14 protein-coding genes, 2 pseudogenes and 2 riboswitches are annotated in these 19,476 nt (G+C 68.7%); of the genes and pseudogenes, 7 read left to right on the top strand and 9 right to left on the bottom strand.

What is annotated here, in order from left to right; all coding sequences use genetic code 11:
• The first annotated feature begins 36 nt into the window (after window positions 1-36).
• Both ABZ780_RS22230 and ABZ780_RS22225 read left to right on the top strand, forming a co-directional pair.
• Window positions 37-996, top strand: coding sequence for a helix-turn-helix domain-containing protein (locus tag ABZ780_RS22230; protein ID WP_357002621.1), 960 nt, complete (start codon window positions 37-39; stop codon window positions 994-996).
• The gene (locus tag ABZ780_RS22225; RefSeq protein WP_357002623.1) at window positions 983-1,591 is read left to right on the top strand and encodes a zinc ribbon domain-containing protein; all 609 of its coding nucleotides are present in this window, start codon (window positions 983-985) and stop codon (window positions 1,589-1,591) included. The genes ABZ780_RS22230 and ABZ780_RS22225 overlap by 14 nt, the downstream gene beginning before the upstream one ends.
• Here the strand turns inward: ABZ780_RS22225 and ABZ780_RS22220 are convergent.
• Together ABZ780_RS22220 and ABZ780_RS22215 are read right to left on the bottom strand one after the other, a co-directional pair.
• Window positions 1,584-2,450 carry an NAD(P)-dependent alcohol dehydrogenase gene (locus tag ABZ780_RS22220; protein ID WP_357002625.1) on the bottom strand — a complete coding sequence of 289 codons (867 nt, stop codon included), beginning with the start codon at window positions 2,448-2,450 and terminating at the stop codon, window positions 1,584-1,586. The two genes, ABZ780_RS22225 and ABZ780_RS22220, sit on opposite strands and share 8 nt — an antisense overlap.
• 636 nt (window positions 2,451-3,086) lie before the next feature.
• Window positions 3,087-5,993, bottom strand: a complete 2,907-nt coding sequence (locus tag ABZ780_RS22215) for an immunoglobulin-like domain-containing protein (RefSeq protein ID WP_357002627.1) — start codon at window positions 5,991-5,993, stop codon at window positions 3,087-3,089.
• 360 nt (window positions 5,994-6,353) lie between these two features.
• On the opposite strand from ABZ780_RS22215, the gene ABZ780_RS22210 reads away from it, so the two are divergent.
• A complete protein-coding gene (locus ABZ780_RS22210) occupies window positions 6,354-6,677 on the top strand; it encodes a hypothetical protein (protein WP_357487261.1) in 324 nt (107 codons plus the stop codon).
• Window position 6,678: 1 nt separating this feature from the next.
• The gene (locus ABZ780_RS22205; protein ID WP_357487259.1) at window positions 6,679-7,353 is read left to right on the top strand and encodes an SUMF1/EgtB/PvdO family nonheme iron enzyme; all 675 of its coding nucleotides are present in this window, start codon (window positions 6,679-6,681) and stop codon (window positions 7,351-7,353) included.
• A gap of 131 nt (window positions 7,354-7,484) precedes the next feature.
• Here the strand turns inward: ABZ780_RS22205 and ABZ780_RS22200 are convergent, their stop codons facing one another.
• Window positions 7,485-9,209, bottom strand: a complete 1,725-nt coding sequence (locus ABZ780_RS22200) for a hypothetical protein (RefSeq protein WP_357487258.1) — start codon at window positions 9,207-9,209, stop codon at window positions 7,485-7,487.
• 210 nt (window positions 9,210-9,419) lie between these two features.
• Window positions 9,420-9,806, bottom strand: a pseudogene (locus ABZ780_RS22195) (DUF1524 domain-containing protein); the annotation flags it as partial.
• A gap of 164 nt (window positions 9,807-9,970) precedes the next feature.
• Here ABZ780_RS22195 and ABZ780_RS22190 point away from each other — a divergent pair.
• Window positions 9,971-10,426 (top strand): hypothetical protein, encoded by a 456-nt coding sequence (locus ABZ780_RS22190; protein ID WP_357487256.1) that lies wholly within the window; start codon window positions 9,971-9,973, stop codon window positions 10,424-10,426.
• A 63-nt stretch (window positions 10,427-10,489) separates the two neighbouring features.
• Here ABZ780_RS22190 and ABZ780_RS22185 read toward each other — a convergent pair whose 3' ends face one another.
• The 3 genes from ABZ780_RS22185 to ABZ780_RS22175 form a co-directional block, all read right to left on the bottom strand.
• The gene (locus ABZ780_RS22185) at window positions 10,490-11,344 is read right to left on the bottom strand and encodes an ABC transporter substrate-binding protein (RefSeq protein ID WP_357487254.1); all 855 of its coding nucleotides are present in this window, start codon (window positions 11,342-11,344) and stop codon (window positions 10,490-10,492) included.
• A gap of 121 nt (window positions 11,345-11,465) precedes the next feature.
• Window positions 11,466-12,092: a LysE family translocator gene (locus ABZ780_RS22180; protein WP_357487253.1), complete on the bottom strand. Its 627-nt coding sequence runs from the start codon at window positions 12,090-12,092 to the stop codon at window positions 11,466-11,468.
• A gap of 3 nt (window positions 12,093-12,095) precedes the next feature.
• A complete protein-coding gene (locus ABZ780_RS22175) occupies window positions 12,096-12,608 on the bottom strand; it encodes an acyl-CoA thioesterase (RefSeq protein ID WP_357487251.1) in 513 nt (170 codons plus the stop codon).
• A 127-nt stretch (window positions 12,609-12,735) separates the two neighbouring features.
• Window positions 12,736-12,951, bottom strand: a riboswitch (cobalamin riboswitch).
• A 64-nt stretch (window positions 12,952-13,015) separates the two neighbouring features.
• Between ABZ780_RS22175 and ABZ780_RS22170 the strand changes: the two are divergent.
• Window positions 13,016-13,438: pseudogene (locus ABZ780_RS22170) on the top strand (cobalt transporter); the annotation flags it as partial.
• Between the two features lie 224 nt (window positions 13,439-13,662).
• On the opposite strand, the gene metE reads toward ABZ780_RS22170, so the two are convergent.
• Window positions 13,663-15,912, bottom strand: coding sequence for a 5-methyltetrahydropteroyltriglutamate--homocysteine S-methyltransferase (gene metE / locus ABZ780_RS22165; protein ID WP_357487250.1), 2,250 nt, complete (start codon window positions 15,910-15,912; stop codon window positions 13,663-13,665).
• Between the two features lie 115 nt (window positions 15,913-16,027).
• Window positions 16,028-16,241: riboswitch (cobalamin riboswitch) on the bottom strand.
• Window positions 16,242-16,474: 233 nt separating this feature from the next.
• On the opposite strand from metE, the gene ABZ780_RS22160 reads away from it, so the two are divergent.
• Window positions 16,475-18,538, top strand: coding sequence for a copper resistance protein CopC (locus ABZ780_RS22160; RefSeq protein ID WP_357487248.1), 2,064 nt, complete (start codon window positions 16,475-16,477; stop codon window positions 18,536-18,538).
• A gap of 119 nt (window positions 18,539-18,657) precedes the next feature.
• On the opposite strand, the gene ABZ780_RS22155 is transcribed toward ABZ780_RS22160, so the two are convergent.
• A complete protein-coding gene (locus ABZ780_RS22155) occupies window positions 18,658-19,347 on the bottom strand; it encodes an IS6 family transposase (protein ID WP_357487536.1) in 690 nt (229 codons plus the stop codon).
• Between the last annotated feature and the right edge of the window lie 129 nt (window positions 19,348-19,476).

Raw genomic sequence — 19,476 nt, 5'->3', positions numbered from 1 at the left:
AGTGTCTGCAATGACGTTGACAGGTACATTCCTGCCATGATCATTCATCGGGTGGTCGCCCTGGTTCTGCCGCCGCAGTCCACCTTCGAACTCGCCTGTGTCGCTGAGGTGTTCGGCGTGCGGCGCCCCGGTCTACCAGTCAACTACCGGTTCGACGTGTGTGCCGAGCAGCCGGGCATCGTGCCCACCATGGCTGGTTACGACATGGCGGTCACCAGCGGGCTGCACGCGCTCGAGGCCGCGGACACTGTGGTGATTCCGGGCTGGCAACGCCGCGAGCAACCCGCGCCGTCCGCCGTGATCGATGCGCTGCGGCGGGCTCACCGGCGCGGTGCCCGCATCGTCGCCATCTGCTCCGGCGCTTTCCTGCTCGCCCACGCCGGCCTGCTCGATCACCGCAGGGCGACGACTCACTGGCGGATGGCGGCCGAGTTCGCCGCCCGTTTTCCAGGCGTGCATGTCGAAGCCGACAGTCTGTACATCGACCTCGGCGACGTCGCGACAAGCGCGGGGACCGCGGCCGGCATCGACCTGTGCCTGCACCTGGTCCGCAATGACCACGGCGCCGCTCACGCCAACCAGATCGCCCGGCACATGGTCATGCCGCCACATCGCGAGGGCGGGCAGCTGCAGTACGCAGCAGCATCCCTGACCGCGCACACTCCGGTGTCCCTGGGCCCAGTGCTCGACTGGGCCACGGAGAGATTGCAGGACCCGCTCACCGTGAACGACCTCGCCACACAGGCCAGAATGTCCCCGCGCACGTTCGCCCGCAGATTCACCGCGCAACTGGGTACCAGCCCGGGACAGTGGCTGCTCCAGCAACGGATCACGGCGGCACGAGCGCTGTTGGAGGAGACCGATCTGCCGGTCGAGACAATCGCGACCAGAGTCGGCCTGTCCACGGCCACCAACCTGCGCCGCCGTTTCCGCACCACGGTGAACACCACACCAACCGCCTACCGCCGCTCCTTCGGCCGCGGTGGGAGCACGTAGACCGCACGCCACCACACTTGGCCCAAGCTGCCCGTTCGGCACGTGGAGACGGGGAACCGGCGGGCAACACGTCAGGCAGCGCACCCGCAACCCGTACGTCTTCCGCGGCCTGATCTACTGCGCCGCCTGCGACCGACGCATGCAAGGCCAGTACAGCCACGGCGACGCCTACTACCGCTGCCGCTTCCCGCAGGAGTACGCCCTCGCCAACCAGGTCCCCCACCCCCGCAATGTGTACCTACGCGAGAACGCCCTCACCGACCCCTTCGACACCTGGCTGGCCACCGCCTTCGCGCCCGAGCGGATCGAACAGACGATCACCGCGATGGCCGACGCCCAGTCCCTGGATCATCCGCCGCAACCGCAGCAGCCCAGACGATCATCACCGAGTGCGACGCCAAGCTGTAGCGGCGAACTCGACGGCAGTGAGCCCATTGATGACCCACCGGCCGGATTCGCCAGATGGGACGAGTGGCGCGTACACCGCTGGCCGCGATCGGTTTCCTGGCGCCCGATCCTCGCAGCGCTGCCACGACCGTTCAGCGGTTGTTCGCCGGGCCGATCGCGGAAGAATCTGCGATCGTCGGTCAGTTGAGGCTCACGACGACCTTTCCAAGGGCGCGTCCCTTCCCCACGTGGGTCAACGCCTCGGGCGTCTCGTCTAGCGTGAAGAACCGGTCGATGTGGATGACCAGGTCGCCCGCTAGGCAGAGATCGGCCACCGGTTCGAAGTGGGTCGGGCCTTCCCGGACGGCGAGCACGCCCAGCCGGCGGTGGGTGAGCCGGCCGGCCACCGCGCCGATCGTCAGGACGCGCAGCAGCGCCGGGACCGATCCGCCGACGCACCGGTAGCAGCCAGCGGGGGCCAGTGCCCGGCGGTAGGCGAACACCGATCGGTGCGCGACCAGATCGAGGATGAGATCGTACGGGCCGCTGCGGGTGAAGTCCTGGCTGAGGTAGTCGATCACCTCGTCCGCGCCGACGGACCGCATGAAGTCGAGCTTGCCCGCGTTGTCCACGCCGCATACCTGGGCACCAAGTCGTTTGGCCATCTGGATCGCGAATGCGCCGGATCCTCCGCCGGCGCCGTTGATCAGGATCCGGGTGCCGGCTGCGGCGCCCGCGGTGCCCTGTTGTGCGATCACGCCCGCCTGTGGGATCGCCGACGCCTCGGCGAAGGTCAGGGCGGCGGGCTTGCGGGCGAGGACCGATTCGGGCGCGATCGCGTACTCGGCGAACCCGCCCTTGAGCACGAGGTTGTCGCCATACACCTCGTCACCGGGTCGGAACCGAGTGACGGCAGAGCCCACCGCTTCGACCCATCCGGCGATGTCCGAGCCGAGGGTCCGGCGTGCCGGGGAGCGCAGCCCGCCGATGCGCGAATACAGTGGAGAACCCTGCAGAGTCTCCCAATCGCTCAAATTCACCGAGGTCGCCGCGATCTTGACGAGCACCTGTCCGGCAGCGGGGGACGGCTTCGGGACATTCTCGATTCGCAACCCACCCGGGGACCCGTACCGGTCGTACACGACTGCTCTCACCTGGCACCACCCGAGTTCGACCCGACGCATCCGCTGGGCTGCCACCGCATTGCTGTCGGGGACCCTCAGCCCGGGCAACCGCAACGACACTATCGTCTACCGGGCATCGCCGAGAAGCTGGACGGGGGGCCCGTGATGGCCTGCGGCGGTTACCGGCGCAACCCCGGGGTGATCATGCCGTACCGCAAGCCTGTCGACGGCAGCGATCTGCCCGCCTGGAAGGAGGCCCTCAACGTCGAACATCGAACCATCCGAGCAGGCGTCGAACGCCCTGGCCAGAATGAAGTGCTTCAAGATCCTCGCGACTACCGCCGCGCCGCCCACATATTGACCGACGCCGCTTCCAACATTGCCCTGCACCGAGCCCGCCTGGGTCACGCCGTCAGCGCCGGAGTGTCAGCAGACCCGGCCGGTACGGCAAGAATTTGGCTGAGCCGTCAGCTCGGCCGCTTCACCGGGTGGTCGCCGGTGGCGAGCCGAACCGGAAACGGGCGAGATCCGCAGATCTCGCCCGTTCCTGCTCGTGGCGCGTCGATGCGCCCGGGGCGCCTATCTCGGCTTCCGCACCGTCAACGTCTGGTAGTCGGCGGCGTGGGGCCGGTAGGTCGGGTTACCGGAGTAGGCGACGTGAACCCGGTAGTTGCCGGGCTGCAGGTCGACTGTCCGCAGGTCGACGACGGCCTTGCCGTCGGCCAGTGGTACGACCTGCTCGCTGCCGCCGAAGGTGACGGTGACCTCGCCGGTCGGGGTCCCCGCGTTCTGCTTCGGCCCGCCCGCGGGTCCCACCGTCACGTTCAGTCGGAACGTGTCCCCACGGACAACCGACGCCGGCGCGGCCTTCGCGTGGACCTTCACGGCGGCCGGGCCGGAGGGCACCTCGAACGACGCCGTACCGTCCGACGCCGTCAGGTAGTCGAAGCCGAGGTACTCGGCCTTGACCGTCCGGGCGCCCGAGGGCAGACCCGCCGGCAGCGTGACAGTTGCCGCGCCGTCGCTCAGGTGGGCGAGCGTCGACCACGAGCCGATGCTGAACCGCACCTGACCGCCGGTCTCGAACCCGTCGGCTGCCGTGACAGTGGCGGTGGCCGTTGTCGTCTTGGCCCCGCTCGCGTACGGCTCGACAGCCACCTGGGTGGTGGTCGTGACGCCGCTGTTGGGGATGCCCCGGATGTCGTTCCACTCGCGCACGGTCAGCGGGATCACCGTGCCGTGCCGCGGACGGACGACACCCGCGTTGGTCATCGTGATCGCCTTGGCGTTCCAGGTCGGAGCCTCGATGTTCTCGTGGCACGCCGCCTGGTAACCCCCGCCGTTGGTGTACCTGTCACCCCAGAGGTAGAACTGGCCGGGGCAGGAGGTGTCACCGGGGTTGGCCTTGAAGATGACAGGTCCCTCGTACCCCTGGTTGGCGACCCATGTCGTACGTCCCAGAGCCGGCGCGACCAACGTCCAGTTGTCGATGTCGCTGTCCAGGAAGTCGGTGTGCTTCTCGGAGAAGATGTCCGAGCCCTGGTTGCCGGCCTCGTTCTTGGTCACCCGGTAGTAGTGGTCACCGACCCGGATCGCGGTCGTGTCGATCCGCGACAGTGGGGCAGGGTCCTGCCAGACCTTGGGGGCGGAGAACGCCTGGAAGTCCCGCGTCGTGGCGTACCACATCTGCGCGTTGCCCTGACCTGTGCGGTTCACCGGGTCGTTCCACAGCGACTGCGCCCAGAACACAACGTAGGCGCCGATCTCCTCGACCCACAGCGACTCCGGCGCGAAGGCGTTGCCCGCGTTGTCGGGCGCGACCTTCACATGCCGCTGCGGGGTCCAGTTCACCAGGTCGTGCGACTCGAACACCTCGATGTACTGGGTGTCGTTGATGGCGTATCCGCCCTGGTCGTACCAGTTCAGGTCGGTCGCGATCATGTAGAACGTGTCGCCGTCGGGTGAGCGCACGATGTGCGGGTCACGGAGGCCCTGGTCGCCGAGCTGGGAGATGAGCGACGGCCGGCCTCCGGTCAGACCTGTCCAGTCCAGAGCGGTGTTCCCGTTGGACGTGGCGAACATGATCTGCTCGCCGTCGGCTATCCCCTCGCCCTTGAAGTACCCCATGAAGTACCGCTCGTACTCCTCAGACCGGGGCATGGCCGTGATGGTCACCGGGAACGACTTCGTACGCGACGCTGATCCCTTGGTGACGGTCGCCGTGAGGGTGGCGGCGACATCGTCGTGGCCGAAGGCCGGGCGGGTCACCTCACCCGTCGGGGTGACGAGGTCAGTGGTCGAGCGCCACGTGATCGTGGAGCCGAACTCGCCGCGCGCGGGGAGGTTGAGGTTTCCGCGTACGTCGCCGGTGGCGTACAGGGACAGGTCGAAGCTGTCCCTGTCGACGGCCTGCCCGTCGTTGAACTCGGCCTTCACCACGACGGGGATCTCCCGAGTGGTGATCTCCTGGGCGCCCTTGCGGACCGTCGCCGTGAGCGTGGCTGTCGCGTCGGGCTGCCCCTGCGCGGGCCGGGTGATCCGGCCGGTCACCGCGACCTTGCGTGCGCTGGGGACGGCCGGCGGGGTGTAGACCGCGACGACCGACGGGTCGGAACTCGTCCACGTGATGGTCGAGCCCGCCACGGAGCCCACCTTCGGCAGCGTGATGTCGTGTACGACGGCACTGGTCAGACCGAGGTCGATGGCGGCGGCGTCGGCGCGGACGCCGTCGGCTACGGTGCGCTGCGCCAGCGCGATCGTCTCGTCGAGGCTCACCGCCCGGTCGTACACCCGGAAGTCCCGGAGCGTGCCGCGGAACGAGTAGTGGCCCGACGTCTGCGAGCGACCGAGGAAGTTGCAGTTGGTCCCCGCGGCGTTCACCGACGGCGGCGTGGTCAGGTTCGTCGATGTCGCGTGTAGCACGCCGTCGAGGTAGAGCCGACCCGTCCAGCTCGTGCCGTTCGCGTTGAGCGACTGGGTGTAGGTGACGTGCGTCCACGCTCCCTCGAGCATGCGGACCCGGTTCTGCTGGAGGTTCGCCGACCCCACCGCGACGCGGAACCGCTGCGTGTTCGACGCGAAGATGGAGCCTTGGGCGCCGGTGTCGACGTCGCACGAGCCGGACTTGCGACCGAAGCTCCACATCTGGTGCTCGCCGACGTTCGCCGGGTCGATCCACACGTCGTAGTCGACGGTGAGGTTGGACATGCCGGCGGTGATGTCGTCCGGCAGTCTCACGTACGCGCCGTCGAGCGCGCCCGCGTAGGCGTCGGGGTTGAATCTGACCCCCTCGCCGGTCAAGGTCGCCTTCCCGGGGTTCACGAGCGTGGCGTTCGCCGCCGCACCCGCGCTCCCCGAGTTGACAAGCGTCGTTCCGCTGGTCTCGTCGAGTCGGAGATGGTGCACCAGACCCTCGGTGAGCTGCCCTTCGGCAGCGTGCGAGGGCGTCGCCGCGAACGAGACCGACAGAAGTGCACCCAGTGCCACGATCGCGGCACCTCTGCCCTTCCGACTCAGCCTGGGACGGGGCCTTCGCTGTCGCCGTCTCAATTGATCCTCCTTGACCGGTGGTGGGGCGTGGTGGTGGGGCTCCCTCTGGAGTGGACGGAGTTTGTTAACGCTAACTACGGTGCGCAGCAAGGTCAACGCACTGCGTTGCGACCTGCGGCCACGCCGGTTGTTCGGCGCTGCCGCGATCGCCCCATGGCGACGTGGTGCGGGGCTGTCGGACCGTCGTGCCATGATGCCGATCACCTCGAGGCAAGGGAGCGCGACGCAATGGCCACGGTGACGGTGCGGGACGAGACAGCGACGGGCAGGGCCATCGATCGGTGACCGTTGACCGGGTTGCCGGAGCGCATCACCGCGCGGGAGCTGGTCCGGTTGCGCGTCCGCGAGGAGGTGACGCGGTTCAACGCCGACCAGGCCGAGGTCTTCCGGGGCCCGGCGCGGCCGACCGACGCGGAGGCGACGTTGAACGGCTATCGGGTCGGTCGCGGCCGACGGCTGGACTGGGAACGTCAGGCGGACGCGGCGTGTACCGCCTTCGCCCGTAACGGCTCGGTGCTGCTGGTGGGTGACCGCCAGGTCGAGGATCTGGACAAGGAGATCGACCTGCTCGCGGATCCCGAGATGGCCTTCGTGCGGCTCGTCCCGCTGGTGGGTGGCTGACGTGGGTGACTGGCCGTCGTTGCTTCCCGCTCTGACCCCGTCGGAGCGTCGGGAGGTGGAAGACGACCTGGAAGACCTGCTCGAGCTGTTGCCGTTCCAACTGCCCAGCGAGGCCCAATGGGAGTACGCCGCCCCGGCCGGCACCACCACGCTGACCTTCCACGGTGACGGAAAGTCCGACGAGGACCAGCTGCTCGACGACTTCGGCGACGAGGCTCGGACGGCCGCCAGGGAGAACGCGTTCGGGCTGGCGGCGATGGGGGCGACGAACGAGCTCTGCGCCGACGTGTGGATCCCCGGGTTTACGGGCGCGCCGGCGGACGCGCGGCCACGGACCGGTGAGGGGCCCAGGACCGTGCGCGGCGGAGCCGCCGACGCCCACCCGTGGCAGGGCTGCGACGAGTGGCTCCTGATACTTTCCGCCACCCGGTACGAGCATGCCCAGTTCACAGCGGTCCGCCCGGTCGTGCCACTGCCACACCTGGCTGACGGTCATCTCAACGGGTCTGGCGGCACGCCCGCCGCGTTCGGTATGAAGGACAGCCGCCGGTCATCGAACTGCTGCGGGACGACCATGACGGTGGCGCGGTGGGCATGGCTGGCGGGCTGGACGACCTTCATCGCCCGCGGCTTTACTGCAGCGATCCGGCGCCACACCGAGACCCACCTGTACTGACTGCCCGCGGCACCCGTGCCGTGGGAGATCACCAGACGCCTCCGTCGTGGATCGCTGTTTCGACCGCCGTCGGGCGCCCTCGTTGGCCAGCCGGGGCCCCGGGTTGCCCCCATGCCACGGGTGCCGGGCCATCACTTCAAGCGGCCGCCCGGTTTGTGTTCGGCCACGTACTTCATCCGGGACGGAGGCTTGCTGCTGCTGCTGTTATCGGGCCGCTGCTCACGCTCCTGCGGCTCGGTAGGGGTGGCCGCCGGATACGTGGCTGCCGCTGCTGCGGCGGTGTTGTAGCCGCTGTACGCCTGCGAGCCGGTGGGACGAGACGGTGACGTGGTGGGAAGGTCACCCGTAGCCACACTCGAGCTGCCGTAATTGCCGTAGCTCATGCCGCTGACGACTGGCGCGGGAGTGAAGTTGTACACCGACCCGGGAGTCACGGTGTACGGCATTGCGGACGCCGTGGAGGCGTAGGGATTTGGAGGCTCCGTTCGGGCGAACTCTCCCTCCGCGTAGTCCAGCGGTTGATCGCCGTAGCTGTACGGGCGCTGGTCGATGGTCAGGCCGTCCATGTGGTCTTCGAGCGAGCGCGTGGGCGAGGAGTTCGTCGTTTGACCCGGTGCTGGCCTCGGGTATGCACCCGACGGAATGGACGGATCGCTGAGGTCGGGCGTGCGGGTCATGTCGTAGGCGGTGACGAACTGCTTCTCAGCGTCCGGTGCCCGGTCACGCCAGCTGTTGCGGGAGTGGTGGAGCAGGTTTCCGCCGACTTGCCAGTTCGAGGCTCCGTCGATTTGGCCCGGGCCGGTATACGCCTCGTTTACCGGAATCGTCGTGTCGGCGAGGGTCTTCGGCCCCACGTTGTAACTCAAGGGGTTGCCCGGCGTATACCCGGACTGCTCCGGCGGAGCGTAATTCTTGATGTACGCCTCGGCGATCGCATGCATGATGGTGCCGCCGATGAGCTGCTGGCGCCTGTCGTTGTGCTCACGGTGATCGAGCCAGTGCGCGGTGGGGAAGTTGCTGTTGTTCGGGTCGATCGCCTCGAGAGCGAAGGGCTGATTGGCGCGCAGGCGGATGTTGCCGGCGTCCAGGTCCTTCTGCACCACGTCGTGGGCATAGCCCAGCTGGTTGGCGGTGACCTCGGCGAAGAACGCACGTCCTCGTGGGCCCTTGGACCCCATGACGAAGGCGTCCAGATGAGGCGCTTGGACGCGGCCATCCTGCATGTGGTCGAATCGGTGCGGGCTCGACTCGCCTGGCACGTGGCTGATCCGCCGGCGGACGAAGTTGGGCAACAGGATGCCGGTGTGATCTTTGATGTGCAGGTCTGCCTGGATGCCTCGGCGGCCGATGACGCGGTTGATCGCGCTGTTGAGGAAGGCGTTGTCGCTGCGGCGCTGCGGTGCGCCGGGGATCACGTCCGCGCCGAGGTCGAAATAGACCATCTTTTCGGCGAAATCCTTGTGGCCGCTGCTCAGGATGCCGGTCGCGGCGATGTCCTTCACCGCGCTGTAGTTTCTGTTCTCCATATGCATCCGCACATATCCCGCAAACCAGCTGGCGTCGTAGCTGGAACCCACTGCCGCCATCTCCGAGCCGGCGAGCTCAGCGACGTGCTTGCTCACCCGCATGGTGTCGATGCCGCGCTTCTCCGCCTCGGCGAGTGCCTCGGACCAGTCCTTGGAGATGCCGGGTCGCACCTGGTTCTTGCCGTCGCGGTACCAGATGGTCCGCGGCTCATACATGAAGTGCAGATCGTAGTGGCTGCCGAAGTTCTTCTGCAGGTTCTTGTAGCCCTCCTTGCCCCACTCGGGCGGCGCGTCCCCAGCCCAGATGAAGAAAAGATCGTGTTTTCGCATCCGCTGCTCCTTACCGTGGTGGTCCCGTTTCAACGGGGTACACCAGAGCAGGTTCACCGAAGTGGACTGCGTCACATGAGGTGTTTGTGTGGTTGGGGTATCGCCATGTGAGGTGGCGGCCTACCTCTGTGAGCAGGCGCCGGACACGGGCCGCTTCGGACCTGCTCTGGCGAGTCGTTATATTTCTGGTTTAGGTGATAAAAGACGCGTTCAGGGGTTAGAGGGCTGAAGAAGTACAAAGCGTTGCAGCAGTTCTTCGACTGGCTCGAATATGAGGGACTTCTCCGACGACTGCAGGGTCAGGCCCCAGTTGTACTTCACGGTGATCCACATCTTGCTGTAGGTGCACCGGTACGACGACAGAGGCGGCTGCCAGGTGGAGGGGTCCTGGTCGCCCTTGGACTGGTTGACGTTGTCCGTCACCGCGATCAACTGTGGGCGGGTGAGGTCGTTGGCGAAGCTCTGCCGGCGGCTGGTCGTCCACGAGTTCGCGCCGGAGCGCCACGCCTCGGCAAGCGGCACGACGTGGTCGATGTCGACATCGGTGGCCGCCGTCCAGGTCGCCCCGTCGTACGGGCTGTACCAGCGGCCCGAGGTAGGTCCATCTCCCCGCCGTAGCGGGCCTCGGTCGGGAGTCCGGGCCCAACCGGACTCCCGACCGGTCCAGCCTTGGGCGGAACGGGCGCAACATCTGGCGTACCGGCCTACGCACCGCCACCGCGACCGGTGCCGTACTGACCGCCCTGGCCGACCATGTCGCGGTGTCGACATCCTGTTCGCTGCTGCACGTGCCGGTGGACCTCGCCGCCGAACCTGACCTGGACCAGGACCTGCGTGTCCGGCTCGCGTTCGCCCAGCAGAAGGTCCACGAGGTCGTCGCTCTCGGACGCGCACTGCGCGACGGTGTCGGTGGCCTGCCCACTGCTCTGCCGGCGATCCCGGCGGCGTGGCGTAAGGACGGTGTCCGGGCCCGACTCGACGCGCTTCGCCCGGAACACCTACGACGCGGGCCTTACGCGCAGCGGGCCGCCATCCAGCAGGCCCGACTGAACCTTCCACCGCCCACCACCACCGGATCGTTTCCCCAGACCACGGAACTGCGCCAGGCGCCGGGGCAACCCGGGCTGCGGCCTGAGGACCGCGGCTACCCGGAGGTCGAACAAGCCCTGACCCGACTCGTCGCTGGCGCCGCCGAAATCCGCAGCACGCTCACCTGAGCCCAGGGCGGGACGGCGGCGTGCCGCCGCCGATGCCGCACCGGCCGCTCGGGCACGGCAGCGTCAAACTGCCCCGACGGAGATCCGCTGAGCGCGGGAGTCCGGGCGGCCGGCGAGTATCGCGGCGAGGATCTCCGCGCCATCGACGACCCTCGGGCCGGGGCGGTTGAAGTAGGCGGGCCCGTCAACGACCCACACCTGCCCCCGACGAACGGCAGGCAGATCGGCCCAGCCGGGCTGCCCGGCCGCCACAGGCAGCTCGTCGACGGTCCGTTCAGGCGTGAACCCACACGGCCCGAACACCACCACGTCGGGGGCCAGGTCGGCGACCACCGACCACCGATGTGGGGTGCTGTGCGCCCCCGGGCCGAGCAGCAAAGACCGTCCGCCCGCGAGCGTGATCTGCTCCGGTACCCAGTGCCCGCCTGGCATCAACGGGTCGAGCCACTCGACGAACAGCACAGTCGGCGCACCGGTCCCCGGGCCGGGCAATGCGGCGAGACGACGTTCGGCGTCCGCCCGGATCTCGGCCGCCCTGCCCGCGGTGTCGGTCAGGGCGGCCACGGCGTCGACCGTGTCCAGTATCCCGCCGATGGTCCTCGCCTCCAGGGACACCACCCTGGTATCGAGATCGATCAACCGAACCGCGTCGTTGACCCTCGCATAGGAGACCGCACACACATCGCACAGGTCCTGGGTCAGGATCAGATCCGGCTTCAAGTCCTCCAGCATCGGAACGTCGAGCTGGTACAACGAGGACCCTCGGTGCGTATCGCCAGTGATCGCCGCCGATATCTCCCGGCTCGTCAACGCCTCGGGCAATGATGTCCCAGTCACCACCGGAACATCCACCAGGGCACCCGGCGGCCAGTCACATTCGTGCGTGCGGCCAGCCAGGTTCCCGGTCAGGCCGAGCATGGCCACGATATCCGTGGCCGCTGGCAGCAGTGAGACGATGCGCACACCCGCCTGCCTACCAGGCATGACCACGCCACGTCCACTCCGCGAGCCGGACCACGGCGGCGGCCACCGGCCCTCGCTACGACCCGAACGCGAGGCGTACCCCGAGCGCGACGAACGCCGCCGCGCAGATCCGGTTGATGCGCCGCGACCAGCGACCGTCAGTCATGCGACTGCCGAGTCGCCCGGCACCGACGCCCAGGGCGATGTCGACGGCGAGTTGCACCGCAACGAAGACCGCACCGAGAAGCACCAGTTGGGCGGTCGCGTTGCCCTGTGCCGGGTCGACGAACTGAGGCAGGAACGCCACGCTGAACAGGATCATCTTGGGGTTGAGGAGATTGGTCACCAGTCCACGCAGGAAGGCCCGCCCGGAGCTGCCACCCTGCTCCGGCTTCCCGGTGGGCGCAGCGCCGGCGCCGCGCAGGGCCCGCACCCCGAGGATGATCAGGTACGCCGCACCGACCCAGCGGATCACTGTGAACAGCACCGGCGAAGCGGAGATCACCGCGGCGAGTCCGCAGACGACCGCCGCGATGTGTACCGCCTCCCCGGCAGCGACGCCGAGCGCGGCCACCACCCCCGCGCGGGTGCCGTAGCGGGTAGCGTTGGCCAGCACGAACATCATGTCCGGACCCGGCGTCACCATGAGCACGACGATCGCGGCGAGGTACCCGGCCAGCGCCGCAATGGATAGCCCGAGCACGTCTCAGCCCTCCTCGGTGCCGTCGAGCAGCGCCCGCCGCAGGGCCAACCGGTGCTCGCGGCGGATCTCCGCCTCGCGGTACCGCCGCCGATCACCGTCAGTCTCCGGCAGCAATGGCGGCACCGAACGCGGCTGACCGTCGTCGTCGATCGCGACCATGACCAGATGAGCCGTGGCCACATCGGTGGGCGGCACCGCCCGGTCCCACCGGTCGGCGGTCACCTTGACAGCCACCTCCATCGAGCTGCGTCCGGCCCAGGTGATCCGGGCGTCGACGTGCACGACGTCACCGACCCGGACCGCGCGCAGGAACGCGGTCTCGTCGATCGCGGCGGTCACCGCCGGGCCGTCGGAGTGCCGGGCGGCGACCACACCGGCCACCGAGTCGATGAGGTTGAGGATCCGGCCGCCGTGCACCGTACCCATCAGGTTGGTGTGATGCTGATCCATGATCTGCGACAGGGTCAGGTGCGAGGCCGACGGCGCGCGGCCGGCGATCGTGGTGGTGTCGTGCACAGCGGTAGTCCGTCCCTCGGGAAACCACACCACCGGAACCGCGGACACGCTGACGAGCACGCACCGGCGCACACCGCGCGACACGTCACCCGGTCAGCCCACCCGCGAGGCCGACGGCAGCGCACACGGTTGTGTACGCAGCGCGGGCAGGTCTTCGGACTCGCGGGCCTGACCGGTCGTGCCGGTCCCCTACTGGCCGTCGCTTCCCAGGCCGGCTGGCCCAGTGCTGATGACGGCGGTCGTTCCCACTCACCGCTGCGGGGCAGTCCCGGACTTCCACCGGGTTCCCTCTTACGACGCCCAGCCGGTCACGACCAGGCGAACCAGCGCCACCAGCCAGTCTAGTTGATCGTCAAGGACTTGCCGCCGCCGAGGCAGGTGGGCCTGACGTCGACTGGTTCGTTGTCATCGACCGGTCGCGGCCGAGCTGGCTCGGTTGCCCGCCTGACCGGTCCGACCGCTCGGTACGCGGCCGGGCGAAGGTCGCCGCGACGATCACCTACAACGTCGTCGAGGCGGTCATCGCCATCAGCGCCGGGACGATGGCGTCCTCGACCGCGCTAATCGGGTTCGGGCTCGACTCCGTCATCGAGGTGGCCTCGGCCGGCGCCGTCGCCTGGCAGTTCTCCGGCCCCAACCACGAACGCCGCGAACGCACCGCCCTGCGGATCATCGCGCTGTCGTTCTTCGCCCTCGCCGCGTACGTGTCCGTCGAGTCGGTACGCGCGCTCGTCGGCGCCGACCGCGCGGAGCACTCCACGATCGGTCTGGCCCTGGCCGCGGTGTCGCTCGCGGTGATGCCGTTACTGTCGGGCGCGCAGCGGCGTAGCGACTGCCTCGACCACTAACGTTCGCGGTATTGGATGACCGCCGTCCGGCATGCCCGCCGCCAGGGCAAGCCAACTCGGATGTCACCTATCGGTGCCGCAGACCCATACATTCGCTGCAGGTGGTGGCGAAACGTGCCGGCCGTGAGCGGCGCGTCGGATCACTACCGAAGCCACCGTGCCGACGTGCCGGGCGGGACCAGTCGATGGTCCGCCCGGCACGGCCCTCACCTGTCGCGAAGCTCGTTGGCAGCGACGACCAGGTGTTCGAGAGATGCCTCAACCTCGGCATAGCCGCGGGTCTTGAGACCGCAGTCGGGGTTCACCCACAGCCGCTCCGCGGGGACCGCCGCCACTGCCCGTCGTAGCGCCTCGACGACCTCGGCATGCGAGGGCACCCGGGGAGAGTGAATGTCCCACACCCCGGGGCCGACACCCCGGCGGTATCCGATCGCGGCGAGGTCATCAAGGACTTCCATCTTCGAGCGGGATGCCTCGATGCTGGTGACATCGGCGTCGAGAGCGTCGATGGCGGTGATGACCTCCCCGAACTCCGAATAGCACAGGTGGGTGTGGATCTGGGTGTCGTCGGCGACGCCGGAGGTCGCCAGGCGGAACGCGCCGACAGCCCAGTCCAGGTACGCCTTCTGGTCGGCCTTGCGCAACGGCAGCGTCTCACGCAGGGCCGGCTCATCGACCTGGATCACCCGGATACCGGCTGCTTCGAGGTCACGGCACTCGTCACGCAAGGCGAGCGCGACCTGGTCGGCGGTGTCGCCGAGCGGCTGGTCGGCCCGAACGAACGACCAGGCCAGGATCGTCACCGGACCGGTGAGCATCCCCTTGACCGGCCGGTCGGTCAACGACTGGGCGTAGGTGGACCAGCCGACCGTCATGGGTGTCTTGCGGGCCACGTCGCCGTAGATGATCGGTGGGCGTACGCAGCGGGAGCCGTAGGACTGCACCCAGCCGTGCTCGGTGGCGGCGAACCCGCTCAACTGCTCGCCGAAGTACTGGACCATGTCGTTGCGTTCGGGCTCGCCGTGCACCAGCACGTCCAGACCCAACCGCTCCTGAAGTCGGATGACCCGCTCGACTTCAGCCCGCATCCGCTCGGTGTAACCAACCTCGTTGAGCCGGCCAGCCCGGTACGCGGCGCGGGCCCGGCGCAGTTCGTCGGTCTGCGGGAACGAGCCAATGGTCGTCGTTGGCAGCGGCGGCAGGTTCAGCCGGGCCTGCTGTGCGGCGGCGCGGTGCGGGTAGGCGCCGCGTTGCCGGTCCGTGCCCCGCAACGCGGCAAGGCGCCCTCGCACGCTGTCGTCGTGCCACGTCGCCGGGGCCGGCGGCAGCTGCGCGGGCAGGGACGTGGTGCCATTGCGCAGCGCCCGACCCAGCAGGACGACCTCATCAACCTTCTGCCGGGCGAAAGCCAAGCGGTCGCGCAGGTCCGGATCAAGGGCGGTCTCGACGGACAGATCCACCGGCACGTGCAACAGCGAGCACGAGGTGGACACCGCGACGTGGTCGGCGAGCCCCGTCACCGCGGCACCGGAGCTGATCGCCGCTCGCAGGTCGGTGCGCCAAATGTTACGTCCGTCGACGAGCCCCGCGACGATTGTCTTACCACGTAGCTGACCCGCTCCGGCGAGCCGATGCAGGTTGCCGGGCCCGGCAACCAGGTCCAACCCGATCGCCTCGACTGGCGTGTTCAGCAGAGCGGGCAGCGCGTCACCGAGTTCCCCGAAGTAGGTGGCGACGAAGATCCTCGGCCGCTGCGGCACGGCGCACAACCGGGTGTACGCGTCGCGGAGGGCGGCGATCTCTGCGGGGCTGCGGTCGCTGACGTAGGCGGGTTCGTCCAGCTGTACCCACTGCACCCCAGCCTCGGCGAGGGTCCGCAGGAGGTCGGCGTACACGTCGATGAGGTCCGTCAGCCGATCGAACGGTTCACCGCTCCCGTCGGTGGGCTTGGCCAGCAGCAGGAACGTGGCCGGTCCCACCAGCACCGGACGGCTCTCGATGCCCAGCTCACGGGCTTCCCGGTACTCACGCAGCGCCTTCGCGGGGTTCGCGGCGAAAGCGGTGTCGTCACCGATCTCCGGTACCAGATAGTGGTAGTTCGTGTCGAACCACTTCGTGAGCTCCAGCGCCGGCTCGGCGTCGACGCCACGGGCCATCGCGAAATAGGTGTTGAGCGCGGAGAGACCGAGGCGGGAGAAACGTTGCGGGATCGCGCCGACGGCCACGGCGGTGTCGAGCACGTGGTCGTAGTAGGAGAACGTGTTGGACGGAATCGCGCCCAGACCTGCGTCCCGAAGCGCCCGCCAGACCTCGGCCCGCAGGGCGGCGCCGGTCGTCTCCAACCCCTCGGCGTCGATACCTCCCGCCCAGTAGGCCTCCACCGCCTTCTTCAGCTCACGGTTGCCGCCGATACGCGGATAGCCGAGCACGGTGCTCTGACCGAATGCAGTGTTCATGGGTTCCTTCCCTCGAAGTGCCCGAGGACCCAGGAGACAGCGGGAAGGAAGGGGTACGACAACGCACCGGCTTCCGCCCCGGTCGTCCCTAGAGACCGTCGGCGGCGCACACCGGGGTGGTGTGCGCGGCGCTGGCAGGTCTTCGGACTCGTGGGCGTGACCTGTTCGGTCGCCTACTGGCCGTCGCTTCCCAGACCTCGCGGCCCAGTGCTTGATGACGGCGGTCGTTCCCACTCACCGCTGCGGGGCAGTCCCGGTTTCGCACCGGGTTCCCTCTTACGACGCCGCGACCGATCGGGCCTCGGCGAACCAACACCGTTATCTATCGTAAGGGCTCGCGAACACCCCGGCGGCGGTGAACCCGCCTGTCGGGACGGTTCCACGGTGGCGAACCCAACATCACGCAACACGAGAGGGACCAGGGTAGAACAGGAAATCGCCACGGTCGCGGTCGTCGTCAACGGCAGCGAGTGGACGACCCCGAGAGATGGCCGACTTTTGTCATCTGAGGAAAAAGTCCAGCACCTCTTGAAAAAAGTCTCACCACGGCGAAGATATTCAGATGCGCCGTCTCCCTCAGACTCCGGTGCGGGCGCTCTCGGGCCTCCTCGCGCTCCTCCTCGCCTCGGCGGTCGCTCTGCTCGCGTCCGCCCAACCCGCCGGAGCCCACGGGACCCTCGCGATGTCCACGCCAGCGGCGGGTACCACGGTGAGCGAGCCGTTGACGTCGGTGCAGCTGTACTTCACCGAGAAGGCCGCAGCCAACGCGTTCTTCACCATCACCGCCCCGGGCGGCATCCGGGTCGACAACGGCTGGTCGTACGGGGAGCCGAAGCCGCTGGACAAGCCGGTACGGGAATACTTCCTGGTCAACGGCCAGTTCGAGCCACGTGAGTACACGACCGGGTTCCCCGCGACGGTGGCGGTCGCGCACCTACCGGCCAAAGGCCAGTACTCGGTGAGCTACCTGTCGGTCGCCTCGGACGGCGACACCGTGCGCGGCACCCTGACCTTCCGTTACAACGGGCGGGTGACGGCAGCGCCGCAGGGGTGGCGCCCTCCGACGACCCAGCCGGACCCTGCGCTGTTGGCCGCCACGGAGCAACACGGATCATCCGGGCAGGTCTCGGCGGTGCCGACCGTAGCCGCCGAGACGGCGGTACCGCCGTCCGCAGTCGCGGCCCCATCGACCGACTCGGCAGAGGAGAACGGTCCGGGAGCGCTCGCCTGGGCCGGCATGGCGGCGGTGGCCGCAGCGGCGGTGGCCGGATTCGTCGTCTGGCATCGGCGGACGGCTCCCACCGGCAGACCCACCGGCCGGGGCCGTACCTCGTCGGCAGCCCCCGGTCGCGGCGCCGGCGCTCGCCCCATCAACAAGACCGGCGGCGGCAGGACCGGCGCGGGCAAGACCGCCGGGCGCAAGGCCGGCAACGGCGAGACGTCCGGGAGCAAGGCCGGTGCGGCGACCGGCAACGGTACGCAGAGCACGGGCGGTAAGCGCCGGCCCAGCACCGTGCCGGCCGCGCGTAAGGACACCGCGGTCGTCGTGGCTCGCACGGGCGTCGCGGTCGATCCAAATCCGACCGATGAGGACGCGACGGCCCCCGCCACGACGGACACTCGACCGCCCGTCCACTCCGGAGCACGGCCCGACCCGGACCCCGCCACCGTGACACCCGGGTCCGGGCTGAGCAACACTCACCTGGCGCTGCTGGTCGGTGGGCTGGTGCTGGCCTTGCTCGCCGGGTTCGGGTTGGCCCGCATCAGCGGCACCGAGACCCCGGCCGCCGGCACCACCCGGCCCCCGGCGGGCGGCCCGGCCGCCTCGGATCCCGCGCTGTCCGCGAACGACGGACACCAACACCCGGCCGGCACCGGACCGCACACGCACCGGGGTGACGGCGCGACAGGCGAGTCGCTGGTCACCGGGACGACGGTCAGCGCCGGCGGGTACACCCTGCAACCGCTGGAACGAACCCAACCCGTCGGGGTACGCGCCGACTACCGCTTCCGCATCGTCGGCACCGACCGGCAGCCGGCGACGCGCTTCGCGGTCGTCCACGACAAGCCGTTGCACATGATCGTGGTGGGCCGCGACCTGAGCGGCTACCAGCACCTGCATCCGACAATGGCACCCGACGGCACCTGGAGCGTCCCCCTGACGCTGGCCCGGCCCGGCGGCTACCGCGTCTACGCCGACTTCTCCGTCACCGCGGCCAACGGCACTCAGGTGCCTCTCGTGCTGGGCGTCGACCACACCGTGCCCGGCGCGCACACCCCCGCCGCGCTGCCACCGGCGCAGGCGCAGGCGACGGCTGGTCCGTACGCGGTGTCGATGACCGGCACGCCGACGGTGGGCGTGACAGCGCCGATGGAATTTCGGATCAGCCGCGCCGACACAACCACGCCTGCGCAGCTGGAGCGATACCTGGGCGCGTACGGGCATCTGGTCGTCGTCCGTGAGGGCGACCTCGGATACGTGCATGTTCACCCTGAGCAGGAACTCATCGACGGAACCGTCCAGTTCTGGCTGACCAGCCCGAGTTCCGGCCGCTACCGGGCCTTCTTCGACTTCCAGGTCGACGGGAGGGTGCACACCGCCGAATACACGATCGACGTGCCCTGATCGAAGGTTGGTTATTTACTGCTCCCCGTTACGGGAACTGGCGCCCTCGTCGCCCGACTGAGACGGCGCCGTTGCGGTATCGGATCGGCGGACTGTTGAGCCGGGTGTCGGGTCCGTGGTCAGATCGCTTGGGCGAGTTCGGCGAACGCCGCAGCGACCCGCAGAGAGGGCGGGGCGTCGACGGCGAGTTCGTAGTGGCCACGGCGGAGGTTCTGTCTGAAGGCGTGGCCGGCGATGATCACCTGTGCTGTCTTGTCCGTTCGTAGCCCGCGCATCGGTCTCAACCGCTGTTTCAGCTGGCTGTGATCAGCCTCTATCGGATTGTTGGCGTACTGCTCGACGTGGCGCCACACGGACGGGATCAGCTCGTCGAGCACGCCCGGGTAGACCGCGGCGGCATCGGTGACCACCTCCACGGGTGTCACCTTCAACGTCGACAGCGCCCGTCGGAAGAACCGCCGGGCGCCGCCGGCGTCCCGGCGGGCCGAGACCAGCACGTCAATGACCTGCCCGTCCTGGTCGACCGCCCGGTACACATACCGCCAAACACCGTTCACCCTGACGTACGTCTCATCAACGAACCACCTGTCGCCTGGCGAGTGCCGGCAGAAGCGAGCGGCGTCGGCCAACAGCGGCGTGAACCGCTGCACCCACCGGAACACCGTGACGTGATCGACCCCCACGCCACGTTCGACCAGCAACTCCTCCACATCGCGATAGGACAGGTTGAACCGCAGATACCAGCGCACCCCGACGACGATCACCTCTGGCGGGAACCGGAACCCGGCGAACGCCGACTTCGGTGGCAGCCACGGGTCAGGCTGGCTCGATGACTGCACTGCTCAAGTCTGCCTCGATCTTGCCGACACTCAATGCAACAGAGCCCCTGGACGGCCACCCGGCCGCCGCAACACCCAGCCCACCCCGCGCCACGACGT

This window comes from Micromonospora sp. NPDC047467 (genome assembly GCF_040643095.1).
GTDB lineage: Bacteria > Actinomycetota > Actinomycetes > Mycobacteriales > Micromonosporaceae > Micromonospora.
Note: the sequence above shows the minus strand (reverse complement) of the source record. Positions and strands in the feature narration are given on the sequence as shown.